We start from the raw sequence: 12,509 nt of genomic DNA, 5'->3' as shown, positions 1-12,509 counted from the left end.
GGGGGCCCGGCCAATGGCCGGGAAAGGTCGCCTCGCCACCCTCACCCCAACCCCTCTCCCGTCAAGGGAGAGGGGCTTTATCAACACTCGATGGTTCAATCGATTGCCGCACCGCGCCGTCGGCCCAAGTCGTGCCGCAATCGGATTCATGCTACAGTCGGCCCATGCCGCTTCCCGATCTCAACCTGCTGGTCACGCTGGACGTTCTGTTGGCCGAGGGCAGCGTGGCCCGCGCCGCCCGGCGGCTGCGCCTCAGCCCGTCGGCGATGAGCCGCGCGCTGGCCCGCCTGCGCGCGGCGACGGGCGATCCGCTGCTGGTCCGCGCCGGGCGCGATCTGGTCCCCACCCCGCGCGCGCTGGAGCTGCGCGAGCGGGTCCACCAACTGGTCGAGGATGGCGCGGCGGTTTTGCGCCCGACCGAGACGCTGAATCTGCAACAACTGGCCCGAACCTTCACCCTGCGGACCAGCGAGGGCTTCGTCGAGAATGTCGGGCCGGAGCTGATCGCGGCGGTCGGCGCGGTCGCCCCCGGCGTGCGGCTGTTCTTCCAGCCCAAACCCGACAAAGACAGCGCCCCCTTGCGCGACGGCGCGGTCGATCTGGAAACCGGCGTCGTCACCCCGGCGATGGGGCCGGAGCTGCGCGCCCAGGCCCTGTTCCGCGACCGCTTCGTCGCCGTGCTGCGCCCCGGCCACCCGCTGGCCGACGCCCCCCTCACCCCTGACCGCTACGCCCAGGGGCGGCATGTCTGCGTCACCCGCGCCGCGCCCGGCAAGGGGCCGGTGGACGGCGCGCTGCGGGCGTTGGGGTTGGAACGGCGCATCGTCGCCAGCGTCGGCGGTTTCGCCGCCGCGCTGGCCATCGCCCGACGCTCCGACCTGATCGCCACCGTGCCGGAACGCCACACCGGCCTGTTGCGCGACGGGCTGCGCAGCCTCCCCCTGCCCTTCGCCGCGCCGGAGGTGACAATCTCCCTGCTCTGGCACCCGCGTTTGGACGCCGACCCGGCCCACCGCTGGCTGCGCGGCTGCGTGCGCGACGCCTGCGCCGCCGCCCTTGGCGGCCTGGACATCCCGCATGACCAACCCTGAGCCAAGCGCCGACGCCGCGCTTCCGCCGCCCGAGGGTCCCTTGCCCGACGTGCTGGGGCCGGGGCTGGCGGCGCTGTTCGTCGGCTTCAACCCCGGCCTGCGGTCGGGCGCGCTCGGCCATCATTATTCCGGGCGCGGCAACCAGTTCTGGCGCCTGCTGGCCGATTCCGGCCTGACCCCGCGCCTTTTGCGCTGCGAGGAGGACGGATTGCTGCCCAGCTTCGGCCTCGGCTCCACCAATCTGGTCGCCCGCGCCACCGCGTCCGCCGCCGACCTCAGCCGGGCCGAACTGCGCGCCGGTCTGCCTCGTCTGGCCCGCATCGTCGAAACCATCCGCCCCACCGTCCTGGCCTACACCGGCAAAGGCGTCTATCTGGCGGCGAGCGGTCGAACCGAAGCGCCCTGGGGCGTGCAGGACGCCCCCCTGTTCAACGGCGTCACCGACATCGTCATCCCCTCCCCCAGCGGCCTCGCCCGCCTGCCCTACGGCGAGAAGCTGGTCTGGTATGGCGCGGTGAAGGCGGAAATTGGGCGGTTGCGGGCTTAAGGCGTCGCAGGCTTCGCCGCCGCCTTCCGGCTGGCCACTCGCTCCTCCCTCGCTTTTGCCTCGGCGAACAACGCCTCGGCCTCCTCCGACTGCCCTTGCGCTTGACGCAGGTGGGCAACATTTTTTAGGACGAGAACCGTGTTGGGATGGTTAGGGCCGAGCGCCTTCTCTGTAATCGCAAGGGCACGGGTGAGGAACAGCGCGGCGACGTCATACTGCCCCTGCGTGTCGTAAAGTGCAGCCAGATTATTGAGGCTTCTAGCAGTGTCCGGATGGTTGAGGCCGAGCGCCTTCTCGGTGATAGCCAGGGCGCGGCTGTAAAGGGGTGCGGCGACGTCATACCGACCCTGCGCTTTGTACAGTTCAGCCAGATTGTTGAGACTTCTGGCGGTGGCGGGATGGTCGGGGCCGAGCGCCTTCTCATGGATCGCCAGGGCGCGGCTGTAGAAGGGAGCTGCGGCGTCATACTGACCCTGTGCGTAGTACAGCGCAGCCAGATTGTTGAGGCTGGTGGCGGTGGCGGGATGGTCGGGGCCGAGTGCTTTCTCATGTATCACCAGCGCGCGACTGAGAAAAGGGCCAGCGTCTTCATATTGACCCTGCGCTTTGTACAGCTCAGCCAGATTGTTCAGGCTGGTGGCGGTGTCCGGATGATCGGGGCCGAGCGCCTTCTCACGGATCGCCAGGGCGCGGCTGTAGAGATGCGCGGCGGCGTCATACTGACCCTGCGCTTTGTACAGCGCACCTAGATTGTTGAGGCTGGTGGCAGTGTCGGGATGGTCGGGGCCAAGCGCCTTCTGATGAATCGCCAAAGCGCGGCTGTAGAAGGGCGTGGCGGCATCATACTGCCCCTGCGCCATATACAGCGCAGCCAGATTGTTGAGGCTGGTGCCAGTGGCGGGATGGTCGGGGCCGAGCGCCTTCTCATGGATCGCCAGGGCGCGGCTGTAGAGAGGCGTGGCATCTTCATACCGCCCCTGCGCTTTGTACAGTGCAGCCAGATTGTTGAGGCTGGTGGCGGTGTCGGGATGGTCCGGGTCAAGCGCCTTCTCACGGATCGCCAGGGCGCGGCTGTAGAGAGGCGCGGCGGCGTCATACTGACCCTGCGCTTTGTGCAATGCAGCCAGATTGTTGAGGCTGATGGCGGTGGCGGGATGGTCGGGGCCGAGCGCCTTCTCACGGATCGCTAAGGCGCGACTATAGAGAGGCGCAGCGGCGTCATACTGACCCTGCGTGTCGTACAGTGCAGCCAAATTGTTGAGGCTTCTGGCAGTGGTGGGATGGTTGGGACCAAGCGCCTTCTCTGTGATCGCCAAGGCTTCGGTGAGAAACGGGGTTGCTGCCGGATAGCAACCCGCGCGGAGTTCCGCCATTCCAGCGCTATTCAGATAGTTACCCCGCAACAACGCGTCGTCCGGCGGGCACAGCGAAGCGGCTTCGGCGAAGGACGCGGCGGCACCCTGGTAGTCAATTTCGGCGTTGGCCAAGGCCCCCAGCGCCGCCGCTTTTTCCGCCGCTCGGCGTTTGTATGTGTTCATCGCGCTGTTCAGCCGATCAGCGGCGGCGATGTTGGCGGTCTTGGCCTGGGTCAGCAGGCTGCGCGCTTCCTCGTTGCGGCCATCGCGGAGGGCGGTTTCGGCGGCGGCGCTGAGGCGGGCGATGTCGGGATCATCCTCCCCCCGGAAGCTCGCCACCTCGGCCAACAGCTTTTTGTGATCGCGCGCGATCTCGGTCAACCGCGTGGCAAGCTGGTCGAGCGGAACCTCGTGCTGCTCCAGGGTCTGGAAAAAGCCGCCCAGCGCTCCTTTCGTCACCCCCAACTGTTCGCTGAGACTTGTGACCTGTTGAACCGCCGCGCTGTCCTGCCGAGCGTACTCGATCATCAACTCTTTGAGCTGCACCGGCGTCAGCCCAACCGATCCACCGACATTCCCGATCACCACGACGCCGCCATCGGTGGCGGTGATGTCCCGCGCGGTTGAGGACCGATCCCTGCCCGTGAAAAGGCCCATCACCTCACCGCTTCTTCGGCGCAGGGTCCGGCGACGCGGAGCCGCCCACATTCCCGGCCACGTCGCCGTTGATGACGACGCCACCTTTCGAGGCGTCAACCTTGCCCTTGATGACGTGCGACGGGGGAGCGGCATCCGCCGTTCGCCGGTTGACCCAAACCCACGCGCCGATCCCGGCCAAACCGACCAGCGTGATGAGAAAGGCCAGCGTGGTCAGCAGGCTGTCGTTCGCGGTCTTGCCGATGATCGCCTGGAACACCAGCAGAACCACGCCCAGGGCAAGGCCACCGATGCCCGCGATTTTCCCAACGGTTTTCAGCAACGCCTTGTCCATGCTTTCCCCCGCATCCGGTCGCCTCAGCGGTCATGATGCGAAGAGGGGCGGGGAAAAGCAACTTTGAAGATTGGCGCGGGGCGCGGTGCTTACCGGCTGTTGGCGCGCCGCGCCCGGATCACGCCAAAAGCTGATCGAGCAGCGCGTGGAGGCGGCGCAGTTCCGTCCATTCGGCGTCGCTCAAGCGCCCGCGATGGTCGCGCAGGTCGCGGACATCGACGTTGGCGAAGTCGCGGGCGATCTTTTGCGCCGCCGTGACCAGCCGGACCATGGGCGGCGGCGCCGGTTTGCGGTCGCCGCGCGGGGAGGGGGCTTCGCCGCGCTTGGCCTCGCGCAGCGCCTTCACCGTGCCGCCGTCCTTCACCAGATTCCACAAGCGGCGCTGGACGTCCTCGTCATCGACGGCGGCGATCTCCGTCAGGATGCTTTTCGGGACGGAGCGGTAACGGGTTTCAAATTCGTCGAGGATCCACAGCGGCAGGCGCAGCAGGGACAGGGTGCGCGTCACTTCCGCCTGGCTGCGCCCGATGACGTGGCCCAGCGCCTCGTGCGTGTAGTCGTGGCGGTCGATCAGGCGGGCGAAGGCGCGGGCCATTTCCAGCGCGTCGAGATCCACCCGCTGGATGTTCTCGATCAAGGCCAACTCGTCGGGGTCGCCGTCGGTGACGATGGCGAAGATGGTGCGCCGCCCGGCCAAGCCGCAAGCGCGCAAGCGCCGCTCGCCCGCCACCAGACGGTAATCGCCCTCGCCCATCTCCTGCACCAGCACCGGCTGTTTCAGGCCGTGGCGTTCGATGGAGTCGGCCAGCTCGCGCAACGACTCCTCGTCGAAATGGCGGCGCGGCTGGTCGGGGTTGGGGTGAACGCGGTCGAGATCCAGCTCGATCAGGCGGGGGAAATCCGCCGACAGACCAAACAGGGCGTCGCCGCCGCGTTGCGCCGCCTTGTCGAGAATCAAGCTGCTGGTGCGTTCAAGCTTACGCGGCGCCATGGCGGGCCTCCACAGGGCGGGCAATCAGATGAGCGGCGACCTCGCGGGCAAGGTCGGTGTAGGCCTGGACGCTGGCCGAATTGGGATCGGCCTCGATCGCCGGACGCCCGGCCCCGGACGCCTGGGCGAACAGGGTGGCGCGGGGCACGACGGACAAAACCCGCGTGCGGCCTTCATAATGGGCCTGAATCTCTTTCAGGCTGGCCTGATCCTGGGTCAGCCGCGCCGAATACATGGTCGGCAAAATCCCGAAGATGTTGAGCGACGGGTTGGAGCGCCGCCGGATCTTGGCGATGGTCTCCATCAACAGCGGCACGCCCAGCCCGGCGAAGACCTCCGTCTGCACCGGAATCAGCACCAGATCGGACGCCGCCAGCGCGTTGATGGTCAACAGGCCCAGATTGGGCGGGCAATCAATGACGACGACGTCGTAACGCTCCCGCACGTCGGCCAGCTTCTCTTTCAGCACCAGCGAATTGTCGGGTTCGGCCACCAGCTCGGTTTCCGCCGCCGCCAAGCCGATGCTGGACGGGGCGAGGGTGAAGGCGCCGTTGCAGACGGGCTGCAAAATGCTGTCGAAGCCCGATCCGCCGCGCAGCACGCCGTAAAGCCCCTTGCGCGCCGTTTCCACCTCGCCCGGATCAATGCCCAGATGCACGGTGGCGTTGGCCTGCGGGTCGCTGTCGATCAGCAGAACCGACAAGCCAAGCGTCGCCAGCGCGTAGGACAGATTGACCGCCGTGGTGGTTTTGCCGACGCCGCCCTTTTGGTTGGCGACGGCGATGACGGCGCGGCGCACCGGGCGCAGCTCAGCGGGCAGGGCAGGGCCGGAGACGGGCGCGGTTTGCGCCCGAATAAAGCTTTCGATCTGCTGGGGGATGCGTTCCGCCCCGCTTTCCCAACGGCTGATTCGCGAACGGTCGTAACGGCGGTTGAGATGGCCGTTCAGCCAACCGGCGAATCCAAGCTGGTCTTCGCCGCGCCGCTCCCGCAGGGCGCGCAGTTCTTCGCCGGTCATGAGGTCTCCGAATTCGGTGGCAAGGCGGGAGTCCGCGCTCGCCGCCACTTTACGGATGTGACGCAAGCGGTCAAGCCGAACCGCACGCTTGCGTCATACGGGGTTCCGACCGCGTGATTATACGACGTCGTATGAGAGTTTTTTCCTATACGACGTCGTATGACGGGGAGGGTCGGAAACGCTCGATTTTGCCCCGCGCACACTCTTCTCTTATAGGGGCGGATGGCCGGGGCGATAATGTTTCAAATTCAGCGTTGGCGGAACCCGTCTGTTGCGAGTCGATCCTTGATTCCCTTAATCCTGATTGTTGCAGATTCAGCGTTGCTTGAATGTTCCGACTCGGGCCTGCCTCGATTCAAGTTCAGCGAAGCGAATCGCGAGTCGCCGCGAGTCGCAAAAAGCCAGCGTTGGCAACGCTTTGCCGCGTTTCTGTTTCAAATTCAGCGGTCCTGGATTGGCCTTTTTCGAGTCTCACGGGAATGCATCCCTCGTGTCAAAATCAGCGATCAATCCTCGTGAAAACCGCTCGCTAAGCCCGAATCGGGGCTGGCGCGTTGCAATTTCAGCGAGGGGTGTGGAGCGATTCGGTGGGAATTTGGCGGAAACGCTGGGTTTCTCGTGATGCGAGCGGGTGGGCTGCGCGCGACCGGACTCTATCGGAGAATCTTATAGGGAGTCTTATATAGGACATGGTTGCGACTTCAGCGTGGAAAAGCCCTGGATTCGTTGCGACTTCAGCGCGAAATCGGGGGTTGGCGTTGCGTTTTCAGCGACGGGCCTGTTGCGGAGTCAGCGTGGACAGTTGGCCAAGCGGGCCGTCGCGTTGCGGAGTCAGCGTGGACAACCCGGCGGCTGTTCGGACGAATTGGCGGAAAACCGCCATTTTCCGGGGTTTCGGCGGAAAGGCTGACGCTGAATTTGAAACATGCGGCCGGATGAGGGGCTTTGGGCCTTCGCTGAACTTGCAACGGATTCCGCAGCCGACGTTGCAAACTCAGCGAATCTTGACGTGGCGCGGCTTCACAGCCCCCAGATTTTGTGTTTTCTGAAACGAACTGGCGGTGAGCAGCCGGTTGCGTCGAGAAGGAAGCAGAGGGTGTCCATGGCCAAAATCCACGAGCAACTGACCTTGGAGGGCTTTGAGGCGGTCTTGGCGCGAACCGAAGACCCCAAGGAGCGGCGGCGCGTGATTATGGCCCATGAGGCGATCTCCAACGAGATCGACGCCATCGGCTATCTCCACGCCGGATTCTGCCAAGCCTCGCTGCCCCACCGCAAGCCCAAGGACGAAACCGCCCCTTGGGTGCGCAACAACGGCCGTTACCAGCTCGTCGTTCGCCCCGGCATTTTGCCGCTGCGCGACGGCACCGTGCTGGACGTCGGGGTGCCCTATGGCGCCAAGGCGCGGCTGATTATGATTTACCTGCAAACCGAGGCGCGCAAAACCCGCACGCCGCACGTCGATCTGGGGCCGAGCATGAGCGCGTGGCTGCGCCGTCTCGGTCTGGCCCCGACCGGCGGCGAGCGCGGCAATTACAAGCCGGTGCGCGAGCAGGTTTTGCGCATCGCCCGTTGCGAATTCACCCTGCGGACCACCACCGGCAACTCCAGCGCCGAAATCTCCGACCAGCGGTTGATCGACGGCATCAAGCTGTGGCGCGACGACGAGGACGCCCCGGATCTGTTCCGCACCGGCGGCGAATGGGTGCGCTTTGTCCGTTTGACGACGTCGTTCTTCGACCATCTGATGGAACACGCCGTTCCGCTGGACGAGCACGCCATCGCCAAGCTGAAAAACTCGGCCCTGGCGCTCGACGCCTATGTCTGGCTGGTCCACCGCCTGCATCGGCTGGACAAGCAGACGCTGGTGCCGTGGCACGCGCTGTCCCAGCATTTCGGGTCGGTCAGCGAGCATCGCGTGCTGGCCTTCCGCCTGAAGGAAGCCTTGAAGGACGTGATGGCGGTCTATCCCGACGCCAACATCGAGCCGACCTCCAAGGGCCTGCTGCTGCGCCCGTCGCCGCCCGCCGTGCCGTCGAACAAGCACGCGGTGTTGCGTCCGGCCCTGCTGCGCTGACGGGGTTGGGTCGTCACGCCCTTTCGGCGGGCGGCCCGACGCGCTATCGTCTGAACGGATGATGGTGGGGCGAGGGCATGGCGGCGATCTCCGACATCGACATTCTGGCGGCGGCGCGGTCGGCGCTGCCAGACCTCCAGGCGCTCGTCCTGTTCGGCAGCCGGGCGGTGGGGACGGATGGTCCCGACAGCGATCTTGACCTCGCGGTTCTGCTGCCCAAACCCGCCGATCCTGTGCGGCTGTGGGAGGCCGGGGAGGCCATCGCCCGGCAACTCAACGTCGATGTCGATCTGGTCGATCTGCGGACGGCCAGCACGGTGATGCAATTTCAAATCATCACCACCGGACGCCGCCTCTTTGCCGATGGGGCGGAGGCGGATCGTTACGACGCCTACATCATGAGCGCGATGACGTCCTTGAACGAAGCCCGCGCGCCGCTGTTGGCCGACATTGTGAGGGATGGGCGCGTTTATGGTGGATGACGTTCTGCTCAACAAGGCGGCCACCATTGAGCGCTGCGCGGTGATTTTCTGGCCTTCAGCCGGGCGATCCTCACCCGCTCGCCCGGCTGACGCGTCCGCCCTTACCCCTCCGTTCCCGCGACGCCGGTGGACAGCACCGACACCCGGCTGCGACCGCCGCCCAGCGGGGTCACGCGGATTTGCGCGCCGATGCGCTCGACCATCGCCGGAACATGGCTGATGACGCCGACTTGCCGCCCGCCGGCCTGCAAGGCTTCCAGACAGGACAGGGCGACGTCCAGGCTGTCGGGGTCAAGCGAGCCGAATCCTTCGTCGATGAACAGGGTGCCGATCCCCCCGGCGGTTCCCGCCGCCATCGCCGACAGCCCCAGCGCCAGGGCCAGCGACACCAGGAACAGCTCGCCGCCCGACAGGCTGTGAACGCCGCGCCGCTCGTCGCCCATCTCGCGGTCGATCACCTGGATGTCGAGGTTGGCCCCGGCCACCCGTTCCAGCCGGTAGCGGCGGGCGAGATCGTCCAGATGCCGGTTGGCGTGGCCCAACAGCATGTCGAGGCTGAGGCTCTGGGCGAAATTGCGCATTTTCTGGCCGTCCGCCGAGCCGATCAACCCGGCCAGCGTGGCCCACAGACCATGTTGGGCCTTTTGCGCGTCGATGGCGACGGTCAGGTCGGCCAAGCGCGCCCGGTTGGCGTCGTCGGCGGTCAAGCGCCCGCGCGCCGCGCCTTGGCGCAGCCGATCCGCCGTCAGGCTTTCAGCCAAGCGGTTCGCCGCCGCGTCCGCCTCCGCCGCGTCGGCTTCCGGGCGTTGCTGGGCGTGGTGGTCGGCGCGCTGGCGTTGGCGTTCGTTGGCCAGCAGCGCGGCATCGCGCCGCGCCGTTTCAAGTTCAGCGAGCGCCCGCTCCTCCGCCAGCCGTTCGACCTCGGGAAGCGCCAGCTTGCTCCGCGCCTCCGCCACCGTCACCCCGCAGGCCGTCGCGGCGTTGGACAGCGCCGTTGCGGCGGAATCGGCTTGGGCGGCGCTGCTTTTGGCCGCCGCGCCGCAGCGTTCGACCTCGCGTTCGGCGGCGGTCAGACGGGCGGCGGAATCTTGCCGGGCCAGCGCCGCGCGTTTGCGCGCCACCCCGGCCTCTTTGCGCGCGCGCGGTCAGTGACGGCGCGGAAGTTTCGGCGACCGCGCTGGCCGTCGAGCAGCCCGGCGCGCTCCGATCTGGCGCGCCGCCAATCGTGCGGACAGATCTCAAAAGCGGTTGCCGCGCCTCGGCGTCCGGCCGTCTTGCGCCCATCACCGCTCGGCCGCGTTTCTGCGGTCAAGATCGAGGCGCGGCACTCGTCCGCGCCGTCCGCTGCTCCACCGCAACCGCTCTTCGCTGATGTTTGATTCGCCGCGACCCGCGCCGACCAATCCGGCCCGGAATTTCATTGGGGTCAGCGACCCCGCCGTCCGCCAGATCGGGTTGATCGGCGCAGGTTCGTCAACTGCATCCAGCGCCGCGTCCCGGTCGGTCTTGGGCGTCGGTCGCGCCGAACCAGTGCCAACGTCTGGGCGGTGCCCGCCGCGTCGATCGTATCCTTAACCGATTGTAAAGACGCCTTTTTCTCGGCTAGCGTTCGATTGTTCTGCGCCTGCGCCGTCCGCGCCTCGTCCAGCCGCCGCCGGTGGTCGAGAGCGCGCGTTTCATCATCGGCGAGGGTCGCCAGCCGCGTATCAAATTCAGCGAGCCGTTCCGCCACCGCCGCGCCGTCCGGTTCGGCGGGCAGGGCGAAGGCGCCGGCCTGTTCGGCCCAGCGTCCGGCGTCGGCGGCAATCTCGCGCGACAAGGCGCTGTGTCGTTCGGCCAGAGCGTCCGCCGTTGCCCGCGCCGCCCGCGCGGTCGCCTCGTGACCGGCCTGCCGAGACAGCAGAGCGGCGACGGCCTCGTTCAACGCGGCGAGCCGTTCCTCTTGCTCATGGGTCAGCCGGGCGAGCGGCGCGCGGTTGTCGGCCCACGGGTGATCCTCCGATCCGCAGACCGGGCAGGACTCGCCCGCGACCAACCGATGACGCAGCGTTTCCACATCCTCGCGCTGGGTCAGTTGCAGGCGGCGCAAGGTCTGTTCGGCCTCGTCGCGCGCCGCCTGCCGGATCCGCGCCTCTTCGGCGCAGGTCGCGGCGGCGGCGGTTTCACGCTCGGCCTCGTCGCGGCTGCGGGCTTCTTCGGCGCAGGCGGTCGTCCGTTCCTCGCGCCGCTGCGCCGTCCGCTCGGCGAGATTGGCCAGCGCGCGCAGCCGGTCGCGCTGTTCGCTCGCCGCCTTGCGGGCTTGGCTGGTCGCTTCCAACGCCGGGGCGTCTTCCGCCAGAACAGTGGCCAACGCGGTCTCAGCCTGGGCGTTTCGACCTTCGGCTTCCGTGACGGCCAAAGCGGCGTCCTCAGCCTGCCGGGTCAGTCCGGTCAGCGTCTTCGCGTGTCGCGCCGCCTCACGTTCGGCCTCGGCGCAATGGCGCGCCGCCTCGGCGTGACGGGCCAAAGCGGCGTCCCAGCGTGACCATTGCGCCGCCAGTGGAGCCAACGTGCTTTGCTCCGTCAACGCGCTTTCAAGCGCGGCGACCCGCGCCCGCCGGTCGGTGAGCGCCGTTTCGGCCTGTCGTTGCGCGGCGTGAATTGCCGTCAGGCGTTCGGTCGCCGCGTCGCGCGCCCGCCGGGCGGCGTCGCTTTCCTGGACCAGCGCGGCGATCTGCCCGTCGAGATCGGCGGCGCGGACCAAATCCGGTTCGGCGGTCCCCTGCTCGGCGGTCGCCTGCTCCAAGCGCAAGCTGGCCGTGTTGTGCTGTTCGGCGGCGTTGGTCAGCGCGGTTTGCGCCTCTCCCAAAGCGGCGCGGGCGCGTTGATCGGCGGCTTGCGCGTCGGCGGCCTCCCTCGCGGCGCGGTCGGCGTCGGCGATCACCGGGCGCAGAGGTTGCAACGCCGACCGCAAGGCGGCCTCGACACGCCGGGGTTCGGCCTCCCGCCACGCCGACTCGGCCCGCGCCGCCGCGTCGGCGGTTTGCTGTTCGGCCTCGGCCAGTTGGCGGTCGCGCGTGTGCCACGCCACCGCCGCCCGCGCCAGTTCCAGAGCCTGTTCGCCCGCTTTCACCGCCTCGTCGGCGTCGCCAGCTTCCGTTTCCAGCGCCGCGCGCGCGTCGGCGTCCAGAACGCCGATGCCGCCGCCCTGCGCGGTCAGCGCGGTTAGCGCCTCCCGCTCCCGCCGTTCCCGCTCATGGGCGGCCTTCGACAGGGTGGAATAGATTTCGGTGCCGGTCAGAAGCTCCAGCAACGCCGAGCGCTCCGGGGCGGGGGCCTTCAGGAAGGTAGCGAAATCCCCCTGAGCCAGCAGAACGGCGCGGCGGAATTGTTCAAAACTCAGGCCCAAGCGGGTTTCAATCTCCTCCAGCACGGCTTTTTTGCCGTCGCCGAAGCGCTGCTCCCCGTCCAAACTGGTCAGGGACAGGCTTTGCGCCTGCAACGAGCCGCTGGCCTTCAACCGGGCGCGGCGCACCTCCCAACGGGCGCGGTAGAACAGGCCATCGACGCCGACGAAATCAACCTCGGCCCAGCCCAAGGCCGCGCCCCGCCGCAGAACGCCGCGCACATCGTTGGCCGACAGGATTTTCGGATCGCGCTCCGCCGCCGATTGCTCGCCGCGCCCCTTGGGCAGGCGCGGCATCTGGTCGAACAAGGCCAGACACAGCGCGTCGAGGATGGTGCTTTTCCCGGCTCCGGTCGGGCCGGTGATGGCGAACAACCCGGCCCGGCGCAGCGGCTCGGCGTTGAAATCGACCGCGAACGGCCCGTCGAGGCTGGTCAGATTGCCGCCGCGCACCGCCAAAATCCGCATCACACGCCCTCCTGAACCGAAACCAGCAACTCGTGAAAGGCCGCCAGCAGATCCGGGGTGGGATCGCCCTGGTGCTGGCGGCGGTAGAGCCGGTGAAACACATC

Annotated in this window: 11 protein-coding genes (1 of these 11 only partly in view); 4 read left to right on the top strand and 7 right to left on the bottom strand. The window is 67.6% G+C overall.

The genetic code is table 11. The features are described from left to right. Positions 1-164: 164 nt before the first annotated feature. Positions 165-1,091: a LysR family transcriptional regulator gene (locus D3877_RS22630; RefSeq protein ID WP_119833008.1), complete on the top strand. Its 927-nt coding sequence runs from the start codon at positions 165-167 to the stop codon at positions 1,089-1,091. Continuing rightward, positions 1,078-1,638, top strand: coding sequence for a mismatch-specific DNA-glycosylase (locus D3877_RS22625; protein WP_119833007.1), 561 nt, complete (start codon positions 1,078-1,080; stop codon positions 1,636-1,638). The genes D3877_RS22630 and D3877_RS22625 overlap by 14 nt, the downstream gene beginning before the upstream one ends. On the opposite strand, the gene D3877_RS22620 is transcribed toward D3877_RS22625, so the two are convergent. The 4 genes from D3877_RS22620 to D3877_RS22605 all read right to left on the bottom strand — a co-directional run bounded on the left by D3877_RS22620 (position 1,635) and on the right by D3877_RS22605 (position 5,993). Then, entirely contained in the window at positions 1,635-3,650 is a 2,016-nt protein-coding gene (locus tag D3877_RS22620) for a tetratricopeptide repeat protein (protein WP_199720897.1), read from the bottom strand. The two genes, D3877_RS22625 and D3877_RS22620, sit on opposite strands and share 4 nt — an antisense overlap. Positions 3,651-3,654: 4 nt before the next feature. After that, a complete protein-coding gene (locus D3877_RS22615; RefSeq protein WP_119833006.1) occupies positions 3,655-3,984 on the bottom strand; it encodes a hypothetical protein in 330 nt (109 codons plus the stop codon). 118 nt (positions 3,985-4,102) lie between these two features. After that, positions 4,103-4,975: a ParB/RepB/Spo0J family partition protein gene (locus D3877_RS22610; RefSeq protein ID WP_119833005.1), complete on the bottom strand. Its 873-nt coding sequence runs from the start codon at positions 4,973-4,975 to the stop codon at positions 4,103-4,105. Beyond that, the gene (locus tag D3877_RS22605) at positions 4,962-5,993 is read right to left on the bottom strand and encodes an AAA family ATPase (RefSeq protein WP_119833004.1); all 1,032 of its coding nucleotides are present in this window, start codon (positions 5,991-5,993) and stop codon (positions 4,962-4,964) included. Before D3877_RS22605 ends, D3877_RS22610 begins: the two co-directional genes overlap by 14 nt. A gap of 1,102 nt (positions 5,994-7,095) precedes the next feature. On the opposite strand from D3877_RS22605, the gene D3877_RS22600 reads away from it, so the two are divergent. Then, the gene (locus D3877_RS22600) at positions 7,096-8,070 is read left to right on the top strand and encodes a replication protein RepA (RefSeq protein ID WP_119833003.1); all 975 of its coding nucleotides are present in this window, start codon (positions 7,096-7,098) and stop codon (positions 8,068-8,070) included. Positions 8,071-8,147: 77 nt separating this feature from the next. Continuing rightward, a complete protein-coding gene (mntA, locus tag D3877_RS22595) occupies positions 8,148-8,552 on the top strand; it encodes a type VII toxin-antitoxin system MntA family adenylyltransferase antitoxin (protein ID WP_119833002.1) in 405 nt (134 codons plus the stop codon). 101 nt (positions 8,553-8,653) lie between these two features. Here the strand turns inward: mntA and D3877_RS30310 are convergent, their stop codons facing one another. The 3 genes from D3877_RS30310 to D3877_RS22580 form a co-directional block, all read right to left on the bottom strand. Further along, entirely contained in the window at positions 8,654-9,673 is a 1,020-nt protein-coding gene (locus tag D3877_RS30310) for an SbcC/MukB-like Walker B domain-containing protein (RefSeq protein WP_199720896.1), read from the bottom strand. Positions 9,674-9,978: 305 nt separating this feature from the next. Next, on the bottom strand, positions 9,979-12,405 hold the full coding sequence (locus tag D3877_RS22585) for an AAA family ATPase (protein ID WP_119833001.1): 2,427 nt from the start codon (positions 12,403-12,405) through the stop codon (positions 9,979-9,981). After that, positions 12,405-12,509, bottom strand: the final stretch of a protein-coding gene (locus D3877_RS22580; protein ID WP_199720895.1) for an exonuclease SbcCD subunit D C-terminal domain-containing protein. Its footprint extends 1,167 nt past the window's final position; only the last 105 of its 1,272 coding nucleotides appear in the window; the start codon falls outside the window, past its right edge; it ends in the stop codon at positions 12,405-12,407. The genes D3877_RS22585 and D3877_RS22580 overlap by 1 nt, the downstream gene beginning before the upstream one ends.

The sequence above is a fragment of the Azospirillum cavernae genome (genome assembly GCF_003590795.1).
Taxonomy (GTDB): domain Bacteria; phylum Pseudomonadota; class Alphaproteobacteria; order Azospirillales; family Azospirillaceae; genus Azospirillum; species Azospirillum cavernae.
The sequence above is the reverse complement of the archived record's forward strand: the minus strand, read 5'-3'. Positions and strand labels throughout refer to the sequence as shown.